Origin of the sequence: Diplocloster hominis, assembly GCF_032380655.1 — a bacterium.
GTDB lineage: Bacteria > Bacillota > Clostridia > Lachnospirales > Lachnospiraceae > Diplocloster > Diplocloster hominis.
The window spans coordinates 1-24,232 of the sequence record NZ_JAWDIY010000054.1 but is presented as its reverse complement, the minus strand read 5'-3'; the positions used below and the strand labels follow the sequence as shown (position 1 = coordinate 24,232).

Sequence of the window (24,232 nt, the reverse complement as noted above, 5' to 3'; positions counted from 1 at the left end):
ATGTCAGCCATAAGACTTCCGTTAGTTTTCTATACAGAGCTGTATAAACATCATCTAATATATACACCTTTTTGAGACAGATAGCAATCTGTCTTATTGTGATGCATAATAGAGTACTTTATTTGATCGTTCGTATTCATTATTTGATGTTTAAAAAGGTTCTGCTTTTTATAATTTCTTAACTAAATGACATTGGTCCCCTCTCAAAATCCCCATTTACCAAAGATGGCCGTACGCAGAGGGGACAGCTACTAGAATTTTCCTCCGCTGCCTCCGTGGCTGTGTCCGCCGCTGCTGACATGGGTACCGCTTCCGCCGGAGCCTCCGGAGTCACGTTCTATATGTCTGGTCACGGTAGTAGTGTGTGTGTAGTGATCATACTGCTGAAGTACATTGGGCTGATGCCCCTTCATGTAAGTCCTGCTGTTGACCGTCATCGGGGTCTTCTGGCGGTGGTACAGGATACCGGTGACTATAGCGCCGGATACCAGCGCGATTCCCAGGAAGATCAGGAGTTTTACGGCCAGACCGTCCTGTTTGGGATCTTTCCCCATGTATTTACCGGTCTCAGCGATAAAGGTCTCAAAAGCTTCCATATATTCGGCTTTGGACAGATGGGCGGCAATATCCTCTCCCATCTTGTCTGTCCGTTTTACCGGGAAATAATGCATGGCTTCACCGGATGTGGAGATCCACCAGTCTCTGTTCTGCATATCTACCAGAAGCAGAATACCGGTTCCATGATCCTGATCGTAGCCAAATGCGTGTTCATCGTAAAAATCGTCCGCATAGTCCATGGGGGATTTTCCCTGGAGGCCGTTCTCCGTAACGATAATAATGTCTATCCCTTTGATTTGGGCAGTTTCGATACACTGCCCCTGCAGTCTTGCCGCTTCCTGTTCTGTGAGAAGTCCTGCATTGTCGAAAACTTTCTGCTCGTCACTGCGGAATCCGGTGGCGAATAAGAATATAGCGATGATGAAACAGATCAATGTCAGCTTTTTCTTCAATCTTTTGCCCTCCTTAAAGTAAGATCCCGATGACGGATAAAATCACAAATACAATAGCCGACACCCCTGCGAACCAGGCAGCCGCCCGGCCCTTGCCTGCAGGAAGTTTTCCGACGATCTTCCCGGTTTGGCCGTTCATGGCAAACTGGTAGTTTTTGTTCTGATAGCGGTAGTTCAGCATCCAGACCGGAAGCAGTACATAGTCCGCTTTCTTCTCCGCCATATTTACATTTTCCTGAAGAACATTCACAGAGGCGTAACCGCCGATGGTCTCCCGGGTGGAGGAAGCCGCATATTGACGGATTCGTTTTTCGATCCTGTTTTTTAACTCTTCATCGGTAAAATTATATTTTTCTGCCAGATACCCGGATAGATAAGGCATTTCAAACTGCTTCATGGCACTATAATCAAAGGGCTCCAACCGGTCCATCACATCATCGGCCATCTTTTCGGATGCGTCAGCAGGCACTTTTTCAAAAGCAGCAGCCACTTCCCGGTATACATCAAAATGATCCGTGTGGGTGTATTCCGTATCGCCCCGGCGCTCCGTACGGATTCTGGTACAATCCGCCCTTAATTTTACATGGGTGTCATAATCGTATATCCAGTACGGCACATAAATGCCGCTGATTTTTTCAATGGTGCTCTGGCTTGAAAATTCCCGCGGCGTGAGCTTTCCCTTCTTAGTCCAGCGCAGGTAAGCTTCTTTGGCCTGCTCCCTGTTGATCTTAAACGGAATTACGTAGGCCGGCGCCAACTCATCCGTAAGACGGCTCTCGATAAGAGCCGTACTCCCGCAGTAACTGCAGAATGTGGCGCTGGTATGCTCATCCGTCAGAATCTCTGCGCCGCAGGTCGGGCAGTGGAACATCTTAAATTCTGCTCTTTGCCCTGTGTCATCTTTCGCTTGGGAAGCGGTTATCTGTTCCATCTCTTCCACTGATTTTTCTGTCCCGCAATGACCGCAGACCAGCTTCTGCTTTTCACTGTCAAACACCAGATCGGCACCGCAATTGGGACACTTGTATGTAATAACCATCGTCATCCTCCCGGAGGTTTTTTTCTATTTTAACAGAAAAGGCAGGCTTCTGTCTATCATTGTATCGCAATCATGGAGGGACCGGCACCTCCCTGAAGCGCACTCTTTTTGATTTGACCCAGAGTTCATAGTTTATTCAAATATCATTCAAAAAAGTTTCATTTAAGTTACATGAATTCTTCATTTCTATTCCATATAATAATACTATCAAAAGAAAAAAGATCCGCCACATGAATAAGACGACAAGTTACAATTTGAATAAACTTTTTCATAATAAATGCCAAGCAACCCGGTTGCTTGGCATCCTCCCTTTTAATGGGAGTTTTTTTATGTCAGAGGCACTTAGGGGCTGTGTTTCAGCCGCTGCGTGCGACGCGTGATATACGGGATATGTTCTAGAACATAAGCTCCATCTGCTCCGTTACCTCGATATGGGTCGGAATCACAGTCTCTCCCTCCAACCCTTTCATGTGATCCGTCCTCACATATTGAATACCGCTACGCAGGCTGGCGGTTATCAGGTTCAGCACATAAATATTGTCGAAGCGGTTATAGATCGTATCCCCTCCCAGTCCGGACAGGCAGATCAGCTGGGTGTTGGTCTTGTCGGCCATGTCCATCAGGGGTTTTAACAAATGGGCCGCATTGGTCTGCGCAAACGGATTATCCATAACCAGAACCTTTCCCTCATTTCGGTCCGCAAAGAAGTCGGAATCATCCCGCCTCATGTAGTACAGCAGGCTGGAAAGGATTACAAAGGCGGACAAAAAGCCTTCGCCGCCGGAATTTTTCGCCACATCCGCCCAGGTTATGGGATATTCCCGCTGTGCCTCGATCTTGTACAGCCGGATCTGGACGTTGCTGATCCCTACCACCGTGTCGTACAGGTTCCTGGTCGTCAGCTGGGTTCCGAAATATTCCTGGGCGTTCTCATTTTGTTCAAATCGCTCGATTCCCTTCCGGGTAATCTCGTCCATAAAATCCGAGATACGCAGTTGGTAGAGGGCTTCATTCTCCTGCCAGTCCGGAATTTGGATTTTCAGCATCTTGATCGGGCGTTCCCGTATGGTGATGGTGGAATTGGCGTCGATTTTCCCCAGATTCTCATGGACATCTCTCAGATAATCCTCCAACAGCTCCACGATTTTTTTCTTTTCTTTTTCCACCATGGAGATGTCCACTTCCAGTTTTTCCATCAGGCTTTGGTAAGACTGAACCGTAGTGTCCAGCTGGACCAGCACCTGGCCGGCGTCTTTGGACAGCTCTAACAGCGCTTCCAACGGTTTGCGGTAGAAATCCTCCTGGAATACTTCGATTCGCAGAATCCGGTTCAGAAGCTGAATCAGACTGGCCCGGCAGTCCCCGGCCTCCTCCATGCTGCGGCGGTAATCCCGCACCATCTCCCCCTTGAAGGTGTCTAACTGTTTCCGGTTCATAAGTGAGAGGGCCTGGGGCCACGTCGTCTCCTCCGTCTGCACCAGATGGGCATATTCCGCCAGGGACGTGAGATTCCCTTCATATCCGCTGATCTTCCGGCTGTGTGCCTCCTCCTGCTCCGTCTGCACTTTCTCCTGATGCAGCAGCTGATTGATCTGCGCCTCAAAGTCCTCTGTGGCGATCTCCTCCATGGGAAGCGGCTCTTCTTCTTTACATTCCTCCAGCATTTTCCGGCGTTTCTCGCTGATCTGCTGCCGCAGGACCGCCGTCTTCTTGTCCTCCTCATTCCACAGGACATCTTTGAGCTGCTTCTTCCCTTCGCGATCCTCAAGCAGCACTTCCTGGTGCTGTTCTTCCTTTCTGCTGTACAGGATGCCTTTCCATCCGTTCTCCGGAAGCTGATACTTGTTCTGCAGATAGTGCAGCTCTTCCCGGGACTGCTCATACCGTTTTCTGCATTCGGCTGCCTGTCTCTCAAGCTCTTTTTGCTCCAAAGACAGTCCTGAAGTGATCGCCAGGAATCTCCCCTCCAGGTCGACCACATCCCCCTCCAGCGTTTCCGTTCCGTCAAAATCCTCATACAGCACACATTTCGCCTGTACTTCCCGAAGCTTGTCCGCCATGTTGAGTCCCTCGTATTCCAGAGATTTCAGTTGGCTTTCCAGCTTATCGATCTGCTCTGCATTCCGCTTTTTCTGCTCTCTTAAGCGGCTGTCCTGCTTCCGGCAATGCTCCAGTGTCCTCTGGTCCTCCAGATATGCGTCATAGGCCTGGGAAAATTCTTTAAAATCATCCAGCCTGGCGTTCTGACGCTGCGTCTCCTGCTCATAGAGAAGAATCTGCTTCTGCTGTTGGTTCAGCTTCTGCTCCAGCTCCTGCTGTTCCTTTGTCTTTTCCCCGATCTGCTCTTCCAGTTTCGCGATTTTCTCTTCCGCCAGCCGGATCGTCTCCCGGTTCTCCCGGTCTTTTTCCGCGTTCACCTGCTGATTCCTTATTTTTTCACGGCGTTCAAAATATCCGGTATATTCTTCCTGTTTTTGGGAAATAGATTCGGATACTCTCTGCAGCTGCTGTTCCTTTTCCCGGATCATCCGCATTAAGGCTTCCTCATCCAGCAGGTTCTGATTAAAATACACATAGAACCGCACCTGGTCAAAGTTTATGACGTGGTTCCCCTCCGCCGCGTTCTCATCTTCCAGCTGTTCCCGCAATATAATAGGGATTGGAAAGGATGTGTACACCGCGCTGCCATTTCCGTTCCCATTTCCATTTCCGTTCTCATTTCCATTTCCGTTCCCATAATTGGCAAGCTTCCGGAATTCTTTTTCGGAAAGAATCAGCGCATAGGGCAGAAACGGGCGGCGGGCCGCCAGTCTCCGGTTCTCTTCCGATGACCGGCCGTTCTTCTTCATCCATTCCATACCGTATACATAGTGGATACCCAGCTCTTCCAGCATGGCCGCGAACTCTCCGGGAAGCTCCAGGATCTTTCCCTGGGTCAGCCGGACATATTCTTTTTTCAGCTGATCCTCTTCCTGTTCCAGGGCCCGGCGCGCCTGCTGCAGTTCCTTAAGCTTGTGGTCCGAGGCAGCCAGGATCTTCTCCGTTTGAAAGATCTGATCTTCTCCCAGCTCCAGATAGCGCAATATCGTCCTGCGCTCTGTTAGCTCCCGCTCATACTGCTCCCGGATATTCAAAGCTTCCAGCCGCTCTCCTTTTGTCAATACCGATTCCTGCTTTATGTCTTCCAGATCCCGTATCCGTTTGCGCTTCTCCTCTCCCCACACTTCCAGCTGTTTTCGGGCGGATACCCGGTTCCTTGCCAGCTCCTCCTGTTCTTTTTCATAGGTTTCCAGGAGAATCCCGAGTGCTCCGGGCTCATACTCCCCCAGGATATTCCGGGCCAGCTTCTCTCCATAGTGCCTGTTGAACAGGCTCTCCCTCTGGTCAAATGCCCTGATCTTCGTCTTCAGCTCCGCGATTCCGGCCGCGGCCCCGACGATCTGATCCTGCAGTTCGACAGCCCGCTGCTTTTCCCCGTGGATTTCCTGTGCTTTTGCCCGCACATCGGCTGCGTTGGAATCCTGTTTTTGCAGCCACTCATCGCGGGAAACGCCGTAATATTGCTTCAGGGAATATCCCAGCTTTCTGCGCTCCGGCTCCAACGCTTCCCCCTTTTGTCTGGCCAGCTCCGCCTTTTGTCTGGCCTGCGACAGGCTTCTCTCATCCTCGTCCACACTCTGCTGCTGTTTGGCGCATTCCAGGAGGTGAAGCTTCTCCTTGATTTTAACCAGCTCAGACGCCAGCGCTTCTCTCTCCGCGTCGATCATATCCCGGTTGCTGCTGCAGAACCGTTCCTCTTTTTCCAGCTGATGGATCTCTCCGGATAGTTTCTCGTAGTTCAGGCGTTCCCGCTGCTCCCTGATCTCTCCGATCCTGGCACGCACCTGCTCCCTTAACCGCTCTTCTTCCTCCTGCAGCCGGGCCAGTTCCGCGATCAGCCCTGCGATCCGGTTTTCATAGCCCCGTACCTGCCCGGCCGCTTCCCTGAATCGCAGTGCCTCCGCGCGGATTTTCTCCCCTTCTTCGCAAAAACGCAGAATCGTATCCCGGCGCTTTATTTTGGAACGGTTTTCTTTATATTGCTCCACATACTTTTCGATGATGGTCTGGAATTCCCTCATGCGATTTTTCTCTTTGTCCAGTTTACTCTCAACCGCATCCAAAAACCATTTTTCCACCAGCCCCTTCTCATCCCTGCAGTCGGAAAACAGATCGGAGAGTCCGGATTCCTTCAGATTGACTTTTTTAATGATCGTTTCCCACTCTTTATAGTTAATCTGGTATTCCTTAAGCTTCTCGAAATACTGTCTGGACTGGGCAGAATTGTTCAGATCATAACAGAAAAACCGCATAGACCGGTCCCGCTTATAGGTTTCGAATAACTGCCTGCAGGCCCCGAAGTTTTTCAGTGTGATTTCCTTTTTTGTCTTTTCCACTACAGGAAGATGGTGGATATCCTGGATGCACCGGTCCTGGTACTCACTGATGATGCTTATGATCTCCAGTTCGTCCCTTAGTTCCGCCCCTTCCTGGGCGATCTCCTGGCTTCTTCGCACCATCAGGCCCGTCAGCACATAGCCCGCCCCCTGGTCCAGCACCCACTCCACCAGGATAAAGGTGGGCTTTCCCGTGGTAAAATAGCTTTCGAAGGGCCTGTCCTTTGCATCCCGGTAGCGTTTATGTATAAACGGGGCCATCATCATCTGCACCAGCACCGATTTCCCGCCTCCGTTGCGCAGGGCCAGCAGGGTGCTCTGTCCATTCATATGGAAGGTCTCGTCGCTGACTTTGATGGCATTGTTATTATAATTCAGATTGATCAGCCGTATTGCGTTGATTTTACTCATACTTTCCTCCATGCGTGTGTATCTGCGATTGTACATGCCATATCACAAGCCATTTCCGGCACCACATTTAGCATGCTCTTCAGACGGGATCGTTCAGCCATCTATTCCCAATACTTTTTTCACTCTTTGGTAATGATTCTGATTCAGCAGGTTCCAGTCCATAAAATTATCCAGCTTCTTAGTCGTCTTGATCATCTCATCCTCTTCCACATAATCGATCAGCCCCTGTTTCTGCAGGAAATTCAGCAGATGGTACAAGAAGCCTTCCTTAGTAGTCCTGGCCCTGGAACCCTTTTCCTCGGACCGGAGCGCCTCATAGGCCTCCAGCATATTGGAAAATGCCACGCCAAGCGCCTCTTCCTTTTCCGGCTCCACGTTGGAGGCGCCCTCCCGCAGCCGGCTGGAAATGCAGTTCTGCAGCTCTCCCACCCTCATATATTCCCTGGATTTCGCACTGCTTCCCTGTCCGTCAAAAAATTCGACCAGCAGAGTCAGTATGGCAAACTGGGAGAGATAATAATCCTTATCGGTGGCATTGGATCTGCATATGGCAGCTTTTAACTGGGCTTTGGAGAATCCCAGAAAGTTATTGTCCTCCCTGGGAATGAGATAGATTACATTTCCGTACCGCTCGATATCGCAGCCGGCGGCGTCCCCCTGGGATTTTACCAGGTTCTGTACCTGCTCTTCCCGGGTGTATGCCTTGTACAGCCGCTCTTCTTCCTCTTCCTTCAGTTCATGGTGCTCCAGCAGATAATAAAATATTTCCTGGCAAAGCCTGATATCATCCATTTCATAAGCCATTATTCTTCTTCCTCCCTGATCACCCGGATCATGACATTCGAACAGCGTATCGTCCTCTCAGATCCGTCCTCACTCAACACATGGTCAAAGATAACGTCGTTACCGTCCTCCAGACGGTATGCTTCTATCTTGCTTATGCGGCCTCCCGCTCTGCCGTCCGTGGTCCCTGCGTCCGTATCCTTTCCGTTTTGATCCTTCTGCGTCAGATCCAGAAGCATCTCGTTGAGCTGGAAGCTCTCCGCCTTTTCCTGTATGTATTCGCTGCGCTCCCGGCGGAGGGCGCGGATATCCATCTCCCGGTTTTTGATCAGCTCCACCATAATTTCCTTAAATATCTCCGTATTAGGGATCAAACGCTTCCGTCTGGCCATGTTTTCAGCCGCTTCCTCCTCCCTTCGCAGGGTATCTCTGATTTCCAGCAGCGAGATCTGGCCTGTACCGGATGCCATCTCCAGAAGACAGGATAAACTCTCCTCATATTTCTTAAGCTTTTCCCTTACTTTTCTCTCCTGTTCCTCCTGCCAGGCCTCCTCGTCAAAGTCCAGCACCTCCGGATCGTCCTCCTCTGCGCGCCGTCTGACCGGCCGCTGCAGTTCCAGGGCTTTGTTCAGATTATAGATTTTATCCGGTTCACGGCCAAAAAGCGGCCGCAGGAAGTAATCCAGCCGTTCCAGGCTTTCCGGATGCGCCAGTACCTCATCGTACAGGCCGCTGCGCATGGGAAAGCGCCGGATCAAAGACATCTGCGACAACTGTTCCAATTCCCTCGTATAGAGCGCCTTCAAGTCAAAATGCCCGTTCAGGATCCTTTGGTGCTCGTCGATGGCCCTGGTCAGATAGCTCTCGATCAGCCGCAGATTGTCCAGTTTTTCCTCTTCCTTCGCGCTTAAGCGGCGCACATTGATCTTTTCTTCTTCCAGCTCTTTCGCACGGGACTTCACCAGTTCCCGGTAATTCTGAAACTTCTGCTTTGTATCGCTAATGGTCTCCAGGTTCTCGTCCAGTATGCTGTGATAATCGGCCACGGTATAGTTCAGCGCGTTCCGCCGTATTTTTCCCATGGCTTCCTGGATCTTCTGTATCTGAATCCTCAGAAGGTTGAACACATTTTTGATCTCGTCTACTGCTTTATCATAGCTCTGCTTTTCCAGATGCATCTTGAAAATCATCTCGTGGATCGTCAGCTGCATATTGTTCTCGATCTCCAGAGTCCCCAGCAGGAGATTATAGCCGTCATCCGTGAGGTAATAAGAAGTCCGCTTCACTTCTTCCTCCACATACACGATCCGGTTAGCCACGTAGCTGATATTTACAATGTGATACGCATTCTGTTCGAAGTCGTAGCAGTCGAAGTACATAGCCTTCCCTTCGTTGGACAGTACCACATTCAGGACAAAATCCCCCAGGTTCTTGCAGTCCCCGTAGGTCATATCCTTCCCGAAATGCATCTGGTTCAAGGTATCGATAAACGCGCCGATATCATCCTTCGTGCAGTTCTCCTCCCTGAGAGACTGCTCCATGATATAAAGAAGTACTGAGAAAATCAGATTGATCTGCTCATCTACCTTGGAAAACCCGTATTTCTGCCAGGTCATTTTCTGGGCACTGTTCTGTATCAGGATCGCATAGAGCCCTACCGTTTTCATACGTTTTGGAAATTGTTTCAGAAATTCATACTGCATGGAGATTACCTTGCCTTTTTCGGGGTGTATTATTAATGATTGTATATTATCTTTTGCACAGTGGAATGTCAATCGGAAGAGAGGGGACTGGCATCTTTCGGCAGTAGAGTTGGCATGACAAACAACTGCGTCGAGAAAGGGGCCTGTCCCCTCTCTTCAGGTTTTATAATCGCTCCTGTTCAGGATTTCCTGCGGGATGTAGCGGCCGTTTTCCAGGATCTCTTTCATCTGTTTCACCAGACCCGGTGAAATATAGGTAAAGAATTGCCCGGTAATATGTCTGTTCTGCTTCTCACTTGCCAGAGGAAGGGCGTCGGGAAAAGAATTCCCACCCTTTAAGGAAACTGCCTTTCGCACCATGGCTTCATATCCCGGCACAAAAGGAACGATCTCATATTCCTCCAGAAACTGTCCGGCCAGATTCTCATAGATACCAATCCCTTCATAATCCAGATCGCCCAGATACAGCAGCCTGTTTTTCTTATCCTTCATATAAGGCTCCGCGCATACCGAAAAATCCTGAAAAGATTTCAGGATTTTCTTTCCCGCCCCATATATTAAAGTATCGATCGGTGTCCCAAGGATGCGCTCTCCGCCTTCCATGAGGTGTTTGCGCATACTGTAAAAGGGGTCCATGTTCTCCAGGATCAGAATATTCTGCGGAACCTCCCTGCTGTGACAGTACGCCGGCATCGGCTCCGCCGTCTCATAGATTCTAAGAAACTCAAGCGGAATTTTGCAGTGTTTCAGGACCGTCATTCCGCCGCCCTTTTTGAGAAACTTTTCTTTCCCAAAAATTTCGAAACTCCTCTCATTTATGGACTCGGGTTCCTTAAACGGTTCCTTATGTTCCCGCAGATAGGCATTCAACAGCAGTACCCATTTCCGTTCTTTTTCATATACCTCAAGGTTCTGCAGATAATAGTCTGTCGATATAAGGGGATCAAGGGAATAGAGAAGTTCCTCCTTCTCTTTCCCGTAATCCTTCTTCTCCTCCAGTAACCAGTAGGCGCGGTACAGGGCCGGTTTCTTTCCGTTTCTGCCCGATGCAGCCACCGGTTTGATCTTTCCAGCTCCGATCTGATCCAGGATAAAATGATACAGCTCACCGTAATCTTCGATTCTGTTTTTTTGCTGCAATTCCTCCAGAGTAATACGCTTCATTTACAATATCCTTCTCCCGCGCGGCATCCGCTATTTATTTCACAAGCAGTTCCATCTCATCGAGAAGGCTGCCGAATAATTTTAATGCCTCCTCTACCGGTTCCTTCGTTGTCATATCCACCCCGGCTAATTTCAGAAGATCGATAGGATACAGCGAGCTTCCGCTTCTTAAGAACTGGCGGTATCCTTTTAATACCTCCTGATCCCCCGCCAGGATTTTCCGGCTGATCGCAATGGCGGCGGAGAATCCGGTGGCGTACTGATAGACATAGAAGGATGTATAGAAATGGGGAATTCTGGCCCACTCCATGGCAATCGCCTCATCTACGACAATATCATCTCCAAAATATTTTTTATTGAGCTCATAATAAATCGCACATAGGGTCTCTGGCGTCAATACTTCTCCTATTGCCTCTTTCTGGTGCGTTATCTTTTCAAATTCCGCGAACATGGTCTGACGGTACAGGGTTCCCCGGAACTGCTCCAGGAAATAATTTACCAGGTAGGCCCTCTTCTTCGGATCGCTGGTCGTCTCCAGCAGATGGTGAATCAGCAGGGATTCATTACAGGTGGAGGCCACCTCCGCCACAAAAATCTTGTAGCCGGCATAAATATAGGGCTGTGTCTCATCCGAGTACCAGGAATGCAGCGCGTGGCCCATCTCATGTGCCAGCGTAAATACGTTATTCAGATTATCCTGATAGTTCAGCAGCACGTAGGGATGGGTCCCGTAAGCCCCCCAGGAGTATGCGCCGCTCCGCTTCCCCTGGTTCTCGTAGACATCGATCCATCCGTCATGATATCCCTCTTCCAGCACATCCAGATAGTCATCGCCCAAGGGCTTTAAACCTGCTTTTACGATCTCTTTCGCCTCTTCATACGGGATCTGCATATCCACTTCCGGGATCATCGGGACATAGAGATCATACATATGAAGTTCCTCCACGCCCAGCAGCCGCTTCCGCAGCCGTACATACCGGTGCAGCAGAGGCAGGTTATCGTGAACGGTCCCGATCAGGCTGTCATAGACGGCCTCCGGTATGTTGCTGCCGTCCAGGGCCATTTCCAGAGAAGAACCGTAATGCCTTGCGTTTGCAAAGAAAAGTTCCTGTTTTACATTGGCCCGATAGGCAGCGGCCAGGGTGTTGCGAAAACCGTCATAGGCCTGGTACATCTGTTTAAATGCCTCTTTTCGCACCCGGCGGTCCTGGCTCTCCATAAAGGTGATAAAACGGCCGTGGGTCAGCTCCGTTTCCTCCCCCTTTTCATTTTTTATCATGCCGAATTTCAGATCCGCGTTGTTGAACATGGTAAAAATGTCTGAAGGCCCCTGTGCCACCTCCTGCGCCTGAGCCAGCAGCTCTTCCATTTCTTCTGAGAGCACATGTTTTTTCTGCCTCATGATATTTTCCAAATAATGCCGGTATTCCTGCAGTCCAGTTACTTCCCGCAGATATTCCCCGAGCTTCCCGTCCGGCATGGCCAGCAGCTCCGGCACAAAATAAGAGCCTGCCGCCTCCAGTTTCATCATCAGCACGGATGCCTTGCTGGACAGCTCCTGAAAATGAGCGTTCCCCATATCCTCATGGGATTTCTGACTGGCATATACATATACCTTTTCCAGCAGCTTCGACATCTCATCCTGCTCTCTCAAGGCTTCCAGAAGTACCGCTCCGCTCTCTGCCAGGCGTCCGCGGTAAGCTGTAATCTGTGTTTCCATTTGCGCCAGCTTCTCTAAGTCCGCTTCCCAGTCCTTTTCTGTCCTGTACAGGTCCTCCATTGCCCAGCAATAGGTTTTATCCATATCTTCTCTTTTCGGTACCGCTTTCATATTCTGTCTCCTCCGAATTATATTATCCTATCCGCAGCGCCGGATCCTGCGCTGAATTTTCTACTACTCTGTATTATACCAGATTATGGAAAATTTATCATATCTAAGCCAAAATTTGTTATAGCGTAAATTCAAAAGTATGATATAATGTCGACAGACATTATATTTGCGCCGGAGCGCTTTCCCTGGCGCGGAGTGTGCATCCCACCCGGAGGGGCATGATTGCGTGCAATCATGATATAATGTCGACAGACATTATATTTGCGCCGGAGCGCTTTCCCTGGCGCGGAGTGTGTATCCTCCCCGGAGGGGCATGATTGCGTGCAATCATGATATAATGTCGACAGACATTATATTTGCGCCGGAGCGCTTTCCCCGGCGCGGAGTGTGCATCCTCCCCGGCGGGGCATGATTGCGTGCAATCATGATATAATAAAACCTATGACATAAAACGAGCATGGAAAAGGAGACTTTATGCATAATTTTGAAATATTCTGCGATTCGTCCTGCGACACCCCGACTGACCTGTTGAATCAATATAAAATCAAGAGAATTCCGTTCTATGTTTCTTTTGATCAGGAGCACTATGAAAAAGAGATCGAAGAATTGTCCATATCTGACTTTTACAAACGCCTGACTTCTGAAAAGGTTTTTCCCAAGACCTCTCTGCCTTCTGTGCAGGATTATCTTGTAAAATTTAAGGAAACATTGAAGGAAGGCAGGGATATCCTATGTGTCTGTCTGACCTCCAAATTCAGCGGTTCTTTTCAATCGGCAGTGACAGCCCGTATGATTCTGGAAGAGGATTATCCGGAAGCCAATATCGCTGTAGTGGATTCGATGCAGGCGACCTCCTGCGAAGGCTTAACCGTATTGCAGGCTGCTTATATGAGAGACGCCGGATATTCCCTTGATGAAACTGTCAAACGGCTGGAGCAGATAAGACTCTCCTCCCGTATTATGTTTACGGTAGGGACACTGGAATATCTGCAGAAGGGGGGCCGGATCGGAAAGGTATCCTCCATAGCAGGAACCATGCTGAATCTGAAACCGCTGATTCAGTTAAAGGACGGGGAACTGATGCCCTACGGAACGATCCGGGGCAGAAACAAATCGTTAGATAAAGCCTTATCCATGGTCTCTGAATATTTTTCTGAGACCGGTGAGAATTACGAGGATTATGATTTCTGTGTTACGACAGGTACTTGTGTGGAGGAAGCAGAAGCATTCCGGGTACAGCTGGAAGAGATGATCGGACGTAAGATTGATTATCCCTTATTCCAGATCGGGGTAACCATTGGAACTAATACAGGCCCTGATGCCATTGGCGCTTGCTTTATTAAAAAATTCAACGCCGGAGTGTAAAACGGGCAGCCGCATGGCTTCTCCGCATGAAAAGGGTTATCATTTATAAATCGCTGCTGACTCCCCCGTATACTGCGGGTTTTGAGTCAGCAGCGATTTCCATTTAGGTACATAGAGTATATATCATTCATACAACTCTGCATAAACACAGGCAGCTGAGCTCCGCTGCACAGATATTGACTTCTGCAGGGCCGTAATTCGAGGCTATTCTGACCTGTATACTCTGCAAAAAGGATGACCTGTGTGGATTCCTTATAAGGCTCCTGTAAAGAATGTTCAATGTAAAGACTCTTGTTGTGGCAGAGCATGATTTTTCGCTTATCGAATATCTTACTTAATGTAGGCATGAAAAACCACCACATAATTTTCCCAATACTACGAGGATTTGTTCATACGTAATATCTTTCGCATACGTAAACTGTTTACGGTATTTATCCCACATTCCCCTCAGCTCCGTGCTTTCCTCAATATTTTTTATAATCCCCGTAACATCTGCGATTTGCTCAGATGTTCCCCTGTGCGCTGCCGTTGCTGCCAGTGCATCCGTAAAAACTTTTATATCGAAAAGCTGGGTAGTTGCCAGTATGTACGCATCATAAAAGTCTCTGGGGCGGGTGTTGAATACGCCCCGGTGTAGGATTGTTTCAATTTTTTCTGCCATGACTGTTTCGATGTTGTACGCCCACAGTTCGTAAGATTTTTCGTCATCGAAAATCTCCGTAAATTGATATGGGAGTGCATGGGGTGTGATGGCATCCCCAGTGGACACATCAATACTCAAAGGTGTCAGCAGCGTGTCAAATCTTGCGTTCAGCATAATCCGGTATCCGCCGTAGATGTCATCCGCACGGATGGGAGAAACCGCCCCTATTTCGAAGGTCACCCCATCATCAAAGTGGATTGCGCAGATGCTGTCCAACGCAGAGCGAATAGCCTCTGGTGTCAGCGGCAAATTTTTCAGCGTAGTGTCTAAATCCATTGTTACCCGGTTATCCAGGCCAACAATAGCGGCTACTAGCAGCCCGCCTTTTAATACGAACTTCTCCTTGTATTCAGAAGCTGAGAGCCGCACCAGTAACCGTTCAAACATATAGTTTTGCAGTATGACCTGAGCCGGGATATTTTTCTGTTTTGCAATATTTCTGATTTTTGCCTTTAGGCTCATGGCATTGCTCATAGAAGCACCTCCAAATACTGACGCAGAATGTTGGCAACCCGCATCTTCCTGGCATATGTGTTCAGTCGGTTCAAATCCTTCTTAGGGCTTGCTGCATATAACTTTAGAGCAGCCAGAAAAGTTTCTGTTCCCAGCTTATTTCGGCTGCGAATCACATCACAGACCGTACGCTCCAAATCGTATACAGGTACATTGTTTCCAGCGGGCGTTTTCAACATGGTTTTGCCCATTTCAAACAGTTCTAGCTTAATGTAGTATACTTTGCACTCTGCCTTGATTGCTGCTGAGGGAATACACCCGGATGGGGCGGTGATGGTATGTTCAAAGGGGGTGCGGTCTGAGATTCCATGCAAGAATAAAGCAGTTTCATGGGAGAAAATTATTTGGGTTGAGCGTTTGCTTATGGAAAGCAGCTCATCCTGCATATCATCAGGCAGGATATATTGTCCCTGCACAATTCTATGGATTTTATTATCTTTGCACATCTTAGAAAGCATAGCTTTTGAAATGCCTTGCTGCGCAGCTACTTTAGTTTCAATAATACCGCCGTGTTCCGATGCGATAGCGGCAAGTTTAGTCATGAAATCCATACGCTCACCTCATTATAACAAATTTATAATATTGTAATCAAAATTATGATGAAAGTCAATTTTTATTTTTGACACAATATTTTCGGCCGGTCTATGGGATTCCCGGCTGATTGCCAGTAGAATCTTTAGCGGTGCGGTGGTATAATCAGATCAGGATTTCTGATCATCATACGCACTGCACATCATGAGGTTGAAGAAAGGATATGCTGGAAAAAGCAGGCGCACCTGGGTTACATCGAAGAATGAAACCGGAATCTTTATTCAAGCTTGACTATCAAATTTTAGTGAAAGGAGAATACCACATGACACCCAAAAAGCAATATTATGAAAAAGCCGCCGCTACCGTCATACAGAATTTTAAGAAAAGAGGGATGGAGGGGTACTACTGTCCCACATCAACAGACGCGGTCGCAAAAGCCATGGAGTTCATGGATACCCCCTCTGCCGTCTCCTGGGGAGGTTCTATGACACTGGAGGAATGCGGAATGATGGAAGCGCTGAAGAATTCCGAACATACGCTCCTGGACCGTCACAGTGCCTCCACACCGGAAGAAAAAAAGGACATCATGTCTAAAATATATGTCTGTGACTATTTCTTTATGAGTTCTAACGCAATCACACTGGACGGACAGCTGGTGAACATAGACGGTGCCGGGAACCGGGTTTCCTGTCTGTCTTTCGGACCTGCCAATGTCATCGTCATGGCTGGAATGAACAAGCTGGTGCCAGACGTAAAAGCCGGAATGGACCGGGTCCGCAATATGGCGGCCCCGCCCAACAATATCCGCCTCAATCGCAAGACTCCCTGCGCGGTTACCGGAAAATGCGAAGACTGTCTGTCACCGGAATGTATCTGCAGCTCCATGGTGATAACCAGACGTTCCCATATACCGGGACGGATTAAAGTTATTCTGATAGGAGAGGAATTGGGTTACTGAATCTCGCGTCCTCCTCTTTGACGAAGGCTCTCGCCATATCGATCGTGGCTGTTATCCGCTCATTTACATCTGCCGCTGTGATATCACAGCTCCGGCTTTGGATAGCATCCACGATCATTTCCTGTATCTCAGGATCAAAATGCACCAGATCCATATAGTGGTCCAGGTCTGTTATCTCCGGAATCTCCTGCATATCGATCATCCGCACATTATCCCAATCTGAAAAATACTGTACAATATAACGCTTAAACCGAAGCTCCGCGTCAAAAGTCCCCTCCTCAGCCGCCTGTACCCAGTAAAGCGCGGAATACGGAGGAAAAATGATCTGATATTCCTTGTCCGGCTGAAACTGCATCTGCTCCATAAAGGCCTCAAATCTGGATACCATGACCTCATAGATCTCTTCCGGACTGCTGCCGGAGGGAACCTTCGGCAGGCTCTGATAGTAATTCCAGGTTACTTCGCTGCCGAACACCGCGTCATCCGACCAGTCTGCCAGATCATCGATCCTGGTCTTTTGCTCCACCTTTTCCGGCAGCTTGACTCCCAGCTGGTACATTCCGTCAATCACCACATCCAGAGGCAGAAACCGCATCCAGGTCTCATATCCCAGCAGGTATTTGTAGTCATTCCACGGATTATCGTCGTACTGGTAAGCGGGAAAGATAACGGACTGATCGTCATTCGTGAATTCCGCCAGATCCAGATTCAAAATGATCCGCTCAACCTCCGGGCGGTCCCGCACGATCTCATGCATCATTTCCATCTCCGTCAGGTTCATGGCTCCGATGGTCGCTTTGACGGGTTCATAGCCCAGCTTGTCCCGGAAAGACTGCATGCGGAAATTCTGCACCATGGAAGAGCCGATGATCACCGTGTCATAGTCCTCGTGTTCCAGTATCCCTTTGGTCACATATCTGGAATTCAGCCAGTAGCGGTGATCCTGCGAACGGTAATACAAAAAGGGATCGATAAAATATACAAAAAGCATCATGAGGACCAGAAGTCCCGCGATGAGCACAAGCAGATTACGGAACCATCTTGCCGCCGTCTTCTGATCATTGGACTTCTTTTGCTGACCGGTACCAAAACCGCCGTAAGCCTCGCCGGCTGATTCTAAAGGATCAGATGCTGATTCATAGTCCTTTTCCAGTTCATCTTTTCTGTTGCTGGCTTTTTTCAAAATATCCAAACCCTTTCTGTCTATCATAAAATCAGTTTCTTACCGGATGAAACACTAGAAGTTAAAGTAAATAAACACGCTCTCCCGGGAAAGATGGATCACCGCAATACAAAATGCAGCCGCAATCAGTGCCATATATGTTCGATTATAGGTAAATCCTTTCATCATCTCAAGGGTATTCCTGTTTCTGAATACGATAAACAGCAGGATCAGCACCATCCCCGCTACCAGCAGCAGATTCGCCGCCATAGGGAAATTAATGATCCCATCTGCCGCTATTTTTGATACCCCGGCCAGATTGAACGAGGCTGGCAGGAACATTTCCTTGAGCAAAGCCAGAGCAGTGCCCGGGGAATCGGCCCGGAACAGCACCCAGGCGGCATTGACAAACAAAAAAGTACCCGCTACCCGCAGTATATGCGGCAGCTTGTCCAGCTGCTTATGAAAGATCCTTTCAAACACACTGACCAGCCCATGCAGAGCCCCCCAGATCACAAAAGTCCAGGCGGCGCCGTGCCAGAGACCGCTGACTAAGAACACCAGCATCAGATTGATACAGGTTCTGGGAAGCCCCTTCCGGTTCCCGCCCAGCGGAATATAGACATACGTGGACAAAGCCCGTCCAAGCGTGATATGCCATCGCTTCCAGAACTCTGTCACACTGGCTGATTTGTAGGGGGAATTGAAATTGACCGGCAGATGGATATTGAACATGCGCCCGATCCCGATCGCCATATCCGAATAGCCGGAGAAATCAAAATAAATCTGCAAGGTATAGGACAGAGCTGTCAGCCACGCCGGAAGGAATCCCAATCCTGCCGGCGAGCCGAATCCATTTCCTACAAACACGTTCAGCGTGTCTGCCAGAACCGCCTTCTTAAACATCCCCAGCGCAAAGATACCAAAACCGGTGGCCATATTTTCATAATTCATATGCCGGCGCTTTTCCTCCTGAAACTGGGGCATCATTTCCTTATACAATACAATGGGGCCGGCAACCAGCTGAGGGAAAAAGGTGACAAACAGGCAGTAATCGATAAAATGACCGATCTTTTCTTCTTTTTTAAAGACACTGACCAGAAAGGAAAGCTGCTGAAACGTAAAGAAGCTGATCCCCAGAGGAAGCAGTATATGCTTCAAGGCAAAATCTGCATGGAAAACAGCATTGATATTCTCCACGAAGAAATCATAGTATTTAAAATATCCCAGCAGCCCAACGTTAACCAGAATCCCCAGTACGAACAGAGGCAGGCGAATCCGCTCCATCCTCTGCATCGATACCGCGATCCCGTAGTTCACAACAATGGAAGCCATAATAATCCACAGATAGCTTACATTAAAATATCCATAGAAAAACAACGAAGCCAACACCAAAAACAGGTGTTGGATACGTATGGTACTTATTTTTCCCAAAAGGAAATAAATGACTGCCACAACCGGCAGAAAGACAAAAACGAATTCATAAGATGCAAAAACCATAGTTGTTCTCCATTACGTCCGCTAGTGTGCTGTCAGGATATGGGCATGTCAGTACACTAGGCCAGAAAGATAAAATATGCACCCAGGATGACTCCCAGCACAATCCGATACCAGCCAAAAGCTTTAAAATCGTGTTTGCGGATATATCCCATTAAAAACTTGATGGCAAGAATGGATACCACAAAAGCGGTAATCATACCTGCTGCTAACACGGCGATCTCCAGGCCGGTAAAATCAAACCCGAATTTTAATAATTTCAACAGGCTGGCTCCGAACATAACCGGAATCGCCAGGAAAAAAGAAAATTCCGCCGATACCGCCCGGGAACACCCGAGCAGCATGGCCCCCAGTATCGTAGCCCCCGACCGTGACGTACCGGGAATCAGGGCTAATACCTGGAATACGCCGATAAGCAGCGCCGTTCGATATGTTACATCAGAAAAACTGTTGATCGGAAACAGTTTGGTACGGTTTCTATTTTCCAAAAGGATAAACAGGATACCGTAGACGATCAGCGTCACGATAATCGTCTGGTAATTGTAAAACAGATCGTCCAGCTGCTGCTCGAAGGGAACACCGATCAGGGCCGCCGGAAGGACCGCCACGATCACCTTCATCCACAGAGAGACCGTATCTGTTTTCACACGGTAACAGCCATTCATCTTCCCGATCGGAAACAATTTTTTGAAATAGAGCACAATAACTGCAAGTATCGCACCGAGCTGGATCACCACATTGAACATTTCCATAAACGCATCCGACATCTGTATCCTGATAAACTGATCCGCCAGAATCAAATGCCCGGTGCTGCTGATCGGAAGCCATTCCGTGATACCCTCGATAATTCCCAATATGATTGCTTTTATAATGTCTAACATCCTGTGATCCTTTCCTGGTTGTCCTTACGACTCCTCCTGATTTTTGGGTCCGCCTCTGCCCGGGTTCCGCTTTCCGGTTCCGTCTTACGCTTTTCTCCTGCACATAGCAGCGATCACTGCCAGGGCGGATCCAAGGAAAATAAACAGATCAGCCAGATTGAATACCACCTTGCTCAATCTTTTCCATTTTACCTGAAAACTAAAGTAGTCTACCACATATTTCCTGACCAGGCGGTCATAAAGGTTACTGAGCGCACCGCCAACCAAAAAACTGAGCGCAAGCTTCAGACCATGATACCCCTTTTGAAACAGCAGGCCGATATAAAAGAGCAGAACTGCCAGCGTACAGCCGGCAGATAAGCCCACCACAATATTTCTCTTTTTGTCCAGCAGGTTCAGGCATAATCCCCGGTTATATACTTTCTGCAGGATCACTTTTCCTCCCAGAATCTCCTGGGTGTCTCCCGGCTTCTTTGTTTTTTCAATATAGGCTTTTACCGCAAGATCCAGCGCCAGAATCCCGGCCGTGATGATCAGATAAATCATTCCTGTTCTCCTTTGTAACCTCAAAGATTTTGAAATGTCCCATACAGGTTTAACGCCCCATAACCCCAGGATTGGTTGGGATAAGTCAGATTCGGCTTTCTGGTGGCTCCCCTGATCAGATAATTTTTCAACTGTATGGGAGTGATCGTGACATCATTCCCATCAACAGCCGCCCATTGCAGCAGCAGCGCCACTGCGCCTGCCGTCAGCGCCGCGGACACGCTGGAACCGGTTCTGTCTCCAAACCGGTTATCGGGCAGCCCGCTGTATACATTCACCCCCGGAGCCGCGAACTCCGGCTTCACAATATTATCCCTCGCAAAACCGCGCCCTGAGTCCAGATACATGCTCTCATTGCTGTCATTGAACGTACCAACACTGATGGCACTGGTCACAGCCGAGGGCTCAGTCAGCGTCATATCCGGTTCCGGCCTCAGGAATACAACATCCGTAACCGTAAACCCCCGGACCGGCAGCCACATATTGTAGACGCCTCTGCTTACATTATTTCCAAACACCCGGATCGTCCAGATTCCCTGAATCGGATTTTCAAACCGCATGAAAATAATCTGGGAACCGGCGATCTCTGATGCCGCCCGATAATCCACATAGATAGTCGTTCCCGAAAACACCATATTATACACATCACTGTAGCCGATCCGGTTCATGGTGCGGGGCACCGACTCTCCCGTAGGGGATATGATGGATACGGAAAATATGTCAGGGATCTGCCCCCATAATTCAAGGGTGAATCCAATTTCACCGGCTCCCACCCGTATTTCCGCATCCTGGTATTCCAGGCTCTGTTCCAGTTTTCCCGCGAAATGGTGTCCTTGATTTCCTTCATTCCCGGTGCCGACCACCATGGCCCGGCCCCGGCCACCGGACGTGTCCGTCATAAACAGCCCCAGAGGTGAACTGCCTCCGTGGTCGCCCTGATTTGTGCCAAGACCTATACAGAAGATCACCGGTCTGTTGTACTCAGCCGCGATATCCCCGATAAACCGGATTCCGAGCATGATATCATTTTCCTGATATACTTTGGCCTCAGGATTAATAAAATAAAACTGCCTTAAGTATTCTTTTGCTTCTTTTAATTTTACCACTACCAGATCTGCTTCCGGGGCCGCACCGGTAAAATCCTGCTCCGGGTTCCGGCCGCCCGCGGCTACGGAGGCCATCACCGTTCCATGACCATCTTCATCCCTGCTGGGTACCAGCTCATAGGGATCCGTACGCTGCAGCGCCTCGTCTATCATTTCTTTCCGATACACGCTTCCATAGTTGATGCCTTCGGGCATTTGTCCCGTCTGAACCGTCTGGTCCCAGATAGCCAGTATCCGGCTGGTTCCGTCGGCATTCCGGAAAATATCATTCTGATAATCAATTCCGGTATCGATAAATCCTATAATCACGCCCTTACCAGTAAGGTTCAGGGTAGGCTGATTCTGGATCTGGGTAATTCCGCTGGCATCCAGCGCCGCAGTGTCCAGCAGCGTATAACAGTTAGGGATCGCTGTATACGTAAAATTCCCTACAGACAGAGGAAGCATCCTGGAGCGGTCAGCATACATGGTTACAAACTGCCGGTTCACGATCTGTACACAGTAAGGGCCGAATAATTCTTCTATATCCTGGTATACAACATCCGTATTATAGATAAAATCAGCATAATCGTTGGAGACAATCCGTCGGCGGCATTCTTCCGGCGCAGGCCGCCCGCTCTGTGTCTGGGAGGCCTGTATCTCCTCCACAAATTCCTGCATATCTTCTGGCATGAGATTCCTCTCATATCTTTTTTACTACTATATGCAGAGCTGGTATATTTCAGACATGATCGGAATATTCCTAAGGGTCTACGCCTGCTCCGCGATCCGGGGCAGATTTCCCCGAAGCTCAATGACCGGACCTCCCGTATGATTGATATATTCCTGTGTGATCGTCACCCTGCCGATATTGTCGTCCTTCGGAATCTCATACATGATATCCAGCATAAACTCTTCAATGATCGCCCGCAGCGCTCTGGCTCCGGTTTTCTTCTCCAGCGCTTTCCTGGCTATGGCCTCCAGCGCTCCGTCATCGAATTCCAGCTTCACCTCATCCAGTTCCAGAAGCTTCTGATATTGCTTCAGAATCGCGTTCTTGGGTTCTTTTAATATCTTAACCAGCATATCCTCGGTCAAACCATCCAGGGTGAAAATTACCGGAAGCCGGCCGATGAACTCAGGAATCATCCCAAAATGCCGGATATCCTCAACCGTGACCTTGTGAAGCAGTGTCGGGTCATCATCATATTTATCTTTCAGATCCGCCTGGAAACCGATGGAAGACTGCTTATTCAAACGCTCTTTGATGATATTCTCCAGGTCCGGAAACGCCCCGCCGCAGATAAACAGAATATTCTTTGTATTCACCGTCGTAAGCGGCACCATGGCATTCTTACTGTTTGCCCCAACCGGGACCTCCACATCACTGCCTTCCAGCAGCCGCAGCAGCCCCTGCTGTACAGATTCACCGCTGACATCCCGCTGGGTTGTATTCTTTTTCTTCGCTATTTTATCGATTTCATCTATAAAGATGATCCCCCGCTCCGCTTTTTCCACATCATTATCCGCGGCGGCCAGAAGTTTGGAAACCACACTCTCGATATCGTCACCGATATACCCCGCCTCTGTCAAAGACGTGGCGTCCGCGATCGCCAGCGGCACATCCAGCAGCCTGGCCAGGGTACGGACCAGATACGTCTTTCCGCAGCCTGTGGGGCCGATCATCAGCATATTGGATTTTTCGATCTCGATATCGTCCATGGTTCCGGTAGCCACACGCTTATAATGGTTATAAACAGCAACCGACACCACTTTCTTTGCCTGCTCCTGTCCGATGATATACTCATCCAGGCTGGCTTTGATCTTATGCGGAGCCGGAATACTGTGGATATCCAGGGCCGGCTTGTCCTGCTCATCTTTTGGCTTTTTCTTTTTGATCTTCTGCGGTTTCGGCATCATATTCTGCAGGTCCGCCAGATTGATCATACTGATATAGGGCATGGAACCCTGATTCTGACTGTCCGGAGTTTTCTTCTGTGCATCTGTCTCCTGCGCTATGTCCTGCTCTTTTTTCTCATCCTGGGATTCGCCGGCAGGCTTTTTATTCTTCGGTAACACATGATTCGGATTCATAAAATCAAAAGTCTGGAATCCGCTGTTTTCCACCATGTCAAAAGTTTTCTGCATACAGTCCGGGCAGATGCAGATATCATTGGGCAGATGGATCATCTTGCCGGTCTGGCTCTCCGGACGGCGGCAGAGGAAACATACGCTTTCATACTCATCGTCCTTTTTCTTATCTTCTGTTCCGACATGTTTTTTATCATCAAGCTTTTCGTCTGATATCTTATCATCATCAAATGCCATATACGACCACCTCTTCTACATTCATACTAAAATCAATTCATTTTTCATTATAGACCACCATTTGTGTGGTTACAAGTAAACTTTTTATAAACTGGATGCGAAGGGGACCGGCACCTTTCGGCAGGAAAGTCAAATCTTCAGGCAGCCACGCCGGGAAAGGGGTCTGTCCCATAGGCGCGAACTTAAGAAATTAAACCGGGAAGAATAACCATATGGAATTCGTGATTTTGATTGATTCTATGTCGGTTTCGCATAGACAAAAAACGATAAAACCCCTCATTATTGA

The 24,232-nt window shown here is 48.7% G+C and carries 17 protein-coding genes; 2 read left to right on the top strand and 15 right to left on the bottom strand.

Annotated elements, in window-relative coordinates; translation table 11 throughout:
* Positions 1 to 251: 251 nt before the first annotated feature.
* From ABC831_RS25065 to pepF, 7 genes are all read right to left on the bottom strand, one after another.
* A complete protein-coding gene (locus tag ABC831_RS25065) occupies positions 252 to 1,010 on the bottom strand; it encodes a TPM domain-containing protein (protein WP_343250808.1) in 759 nt (252 codons plus the stop codon).
* Positions 1,011 to 1,023: 13 nt separating this feature from the next.
* Positions 1,024 to 2,049 (bottom strand): TFIIB-type zinc ribbon-containing protein, encoded by a 1,026-nt coding sequence (locus tag ABC831_RS25060; protein ID WP_343250807.1) that lies wholly within the window; start codon positions 2,047 to 2,049, stop codon positions 1,024 to 1,026.
* Positions 2,050 to 2,444: 395 nt separating this feature from the next.
* Positions 2,445 to 6,896, bottom strand: a complete 4,452-nt coding sequence (locus ABC831_RS25055) for a coiled-coil domain-containing protein (protein ID WP_343250806.1) — start codon at positions 6,894 to 6,896, stop codon at positions 2,445 to 2,447.
* A 93-nt stretch (positions 6,897 to 6,989) separates the two neighbouring features.
* Positions 6,990 to 7,700 (bottom strand): DUF6063 family protein, encoded by a 711-nt coding sequence (locus ABC831_RS25050; RefSeq protein ID WP_343250805.1) that lies wholly within the window; start codon positions 7,698 to 7,700, stop codon positions 6,990 to 6,992.
* Complete coding sequence (locus tag ABC831_RS25045) at positions 7,700 to 9,382, bottom strand: hypothetical protein (RefSeq protein WP_343250804.1); 1,683 nt, start codon at positions 9,380 to 9,382, stop codon at positions 7,700 to 7,702. The genes ABC831_RS25050 and ABC831_RS25045 overlap by 1 nt, the downstream gene beginning before the upstream one ends.
* Positions 9,383 to 9,538: 156 nt before the next feature.
* On the bottom strand, positions 9,539 to 10,546 hold the full coding sequence (locus ABC831_RS25040) for a hypothetical protein (protein WP_343250803.1): 1,008 nt from the start codon (positions 10,544 to 10,546) through the stop codon (positions 9,539 to 9,541).
* A gap of 34 nt (positions 10,547 to 10,580) precedes the next feature.
* Positions 10,581 to 12,377 carry an oligoendopeptidase F gene (gene pepF, locus ABC831_RS25035; protein WP_343250802.1) on the bottom strand — a complete coding sequence of 599 codons (1,797 nt, stop codon included), beginning with the start codon at positions 12,375 to 12,377 and terminating at the stop codon, positions 10,581 to 10,583.
* Positions 12,378 to 12,851: 474 nt separating this feature from the next.
* Between pepF and ABC831_RS25030 the strand changes: the two genes are divergently transcribed.
* Positions 12,852 to 13,742, top strand: coding sequence for a DegV family protein (locus tag ABC831_RS25030; protein ID WP_343250801.1), 891 nt, complete (start codon positions 12,852 to 12,854; stop codon positions 13,740 to 13,742).
* Between the two features lie 334 nt (positions 13,743 to 14,076).
* Here ABC831_RS25030 and ABC831_RS25025 read toward each other — a convergent pair whose 3' ends face one another.
* Positions 14,077 to 14,919 (bottom strand): nucleotidyl transferase AbiEii/AbiGii toxin family protein, encoded by an 843-nt coding sequence (locus ABC831_RS25025; protein ID WP_343250800.1) that lies wholly within the window; start codon positions 14,917 to 14,919, stop codon positions 14,077 to 14,079.
* Positions 14,916 to 15,509: a type IV toxin-antitoxin system AbiEi family antitoxin domain-containing protein gene (locus tag ABC831_RS25020; RefSeq protein ID WP_343250799.1), complete on the bottom strand. Its 594-nt coding sequence runs from the start codon at positions 15,507 to 15,509 to the stop codon at positions 14,916 to 14,918. Before ABC831_RS25020 ends, ABC831_RS25025 begins: the two co-directional genes overlap by 4 nt.
* Positions 15,510 to 15,811: 302 nt before the next feature.
* On the opposite strand from ABC831_RS25020, the gene ABC831_RS25015 reads away from it, so the two are divergent.
* Entirely contained in the window at positions 15,812 to 16,447 is a 636-nt protein-coding gene (locus tag ABC831_RS25015; protein ID WP_343250798.1) for a lactate utilization protein, read from the top strand.
* On the opposite strand, the gene ABC831_RS25010 is transcribed toward ABC831_RS25015, so the two are convergent.
* The 6 genes from ABC831_RS25010 to clpX form a co-directional block, all read right to left on the bottom strand.
* Entirely contained in the window at positions 16,416 to 17,657 is a 1,242-nt protein-coding gene (locus ABC831_RS25010) for a hypothetical protein (protein ID WP_343250797.1), read from the bottom strand. The two genes, ABC831_RS25015 and ABC831_RS25010, sit on opposite strands and share 32 nt — an antisense overlap.
* A gap of 27 nt (positions 17,658 to 17,684) precedes the next feature.
* Positions 17,685 to 19,109, bottom strand: a complete 1,425-nt coding sequence (locus ABC831_RS25005; protein WP_343250796.1) for an MBOAT family O-acyltransferase — start codon at positions 19,107 to 19,109, stop codon at positions 17,685 to 17,687.
* Positions 19,110 to 19,165: 56 nt separating this feature from the next.
* Positions 19,166 to 19,987 carry an undecaprenyl-diphosphate phosphatase gene (locus ABC831_RS25000; protein ID WP_343250795.1) on the bottom strand — a complete coding sequence of 274 codons (822 nt, stop codon included), beginning with the start codon at positions 19,985 to 19,987 and terminating at the stop codon, positions 19,166 to 19,168.
* Positions 19,988 to 20,071: 84 nt separating this feature from the next.
* Positions 20,072 to 20,533 (bottom strand): signal peptidase II, encoded by a 462-nt coding sequence (locus ABC831_RS24995; RefSeq protein ID WP_343250794.1) that lies wholly within the window; start codon positions 20,531 to 20,533, stop codon positions 20,072 to 20,074.
* A 20-nt stretch (positions 20,534 to 20,553) separates the two neighbouring features.
* Entirely contained in the window at positions 20,554 to 22,311 is a 1,758-nt protein-coding gene (locus ABC831_RS24990) for a S8 family peptidase (protein ID WP_343250793.1), read from the bottom strand.
* A gap of 78 nt (positions 22,312 to 22,389) precedes the next feature.
* The gene (gene clpX, locus ABC831_RS24985) at positions 22,390 to 23,946 is read right to left on the bottom strand and encodes an ATP-dependent Clp protease ATP-binding subunit ClpX (protein ID WP_343250792.1); all 1,557 of its coding nucleotides are present in this window, start codon (positions 23,944 to 23,946) and stop codon (positions 22,390 to 22,392) included.
* Positions 23,947 to 24,232: the final 286 nt, after the last annotated feature.

What these genes read in the sequence shown, in the direction of transcription:
- ABC831_RS25045 (WP_343250804.1), bottom strand. Translation starts at nt 9,382, where the DNA reads ATGCAGTATGAATTTCTGAAACAATTTCCAAAACGTATGAAAACGGTA.
- ABC831_RS25005 (WP_343250796.1), bottom strand. Translation starts at nt 19,109, where the DNA reads ATGGTTTTTGCATCTTATGAATTCGTTTTTGTCTTTCTGCCGGTTGTG.
- ABC831_RS25025 (WP_343250800.1), bottom strand. Translation starts at nt 14,919, where the DNA reads ATGAGCAATGCCATGAGCCTAAAGGCAAAAATCAGAAATATTGCAAAA.
- ABC831_RS25020 (WP_343250799.1), bottom strand. Translation starts at nt 15,509, where the DNA reads ATGGATTTCATGACTAAACTTGCCGCTATCGCATCGGAACACGGCGGT.
- ABC831_RS25000 (WP_343250795.1), bottom strand. Translation starts at nt 19,987, where the DNA reads ATGTTAGACATTATAAAAGCAATCATATTGGGAATTATCGAGGGTATC.
- ABC831_RS25040 (WP_343250803.1), bottom strand. Translation starts at nt 10,546, where the DNA reads ATGAAGCGTATTACTCTGGAGGAATTGCAGCAAAAAAACAGAATCGAA.
- ABC831_RS25055 (WP_343250806.1), bottom strand. Translation starts at nt 6,896, where the DNA reads ATGAGTAAAATCAACGCAATACGGCTGATCAATCTGAATTATAATAAC.
- ABC831_RS24990 (WP_343250793.1), bottom strand. Translation starts at nt 22,311, where the DNA reads ATGCCAGAAGATATGCAGGAATTTGTGGAGGAGATACAGGCCTCCCAG.
- ABC831_RS25060 (WP_343250807.1), bottom strand. Translation starts at nt 2,049, where the DNA reads ATGGTTATTACATACAAGTGTCCCAATTGCGGTGCCGATCTGGTGTTT.
- ABC831_RS25030 (WP_343250801.1), top strand. Translation starts at nt 12,852, where the DNA reads ATGCATAATTTTGAAATATTCTGCGATTCGTCCTGCGACACCCCGACT.
- ABC831_RS25015 (WP_343250798.1), top strand. Translation starts at nt 15,812, where the DNA reads ATGACACCCAAAAAGCAATATTATGAAAAAGCCGCCGCTACCGTCATA.
- ABC831_RS24995 (WP_343250794.1), bottom strand. Translation starts at nt 20,533, where the DNA reads ATGATTTATCTGATCATCACGGCCGGGATTCTGGCGCTGGATCTTGCG.
- ABC831_RS25050 (WP_343250805.1), bottom strand. Translation starts at nt 7,700, where the DNA reads ATGGCTTATGAAATGGATGATATCAGGCTTTGCCAGGAAATATTTTAT.
- ABC831_RS25010 (WP_343250797.1), bottom strand. Translation starts at nt 17,657, where the DNA reads ATGATAGACAGAAAGGGTTTGGATATTTTGAAAAAAGCCAGCAACAGA.
- pepF (WP_343250802.1), bottom strand. Translation starts at nt 12,377, where the DNA reads ATGAAAGCGGTACCGAAAAGAGAAGATATGGATAAAACCTATTGCTGG.
- clpX (WP_343250792.1), bottom strand. Translation starts at nt 23,946, where the DNA reads ATGGCATTTGATGATGATAAGATATCAGACGAAAAGCTTGATGATAAA.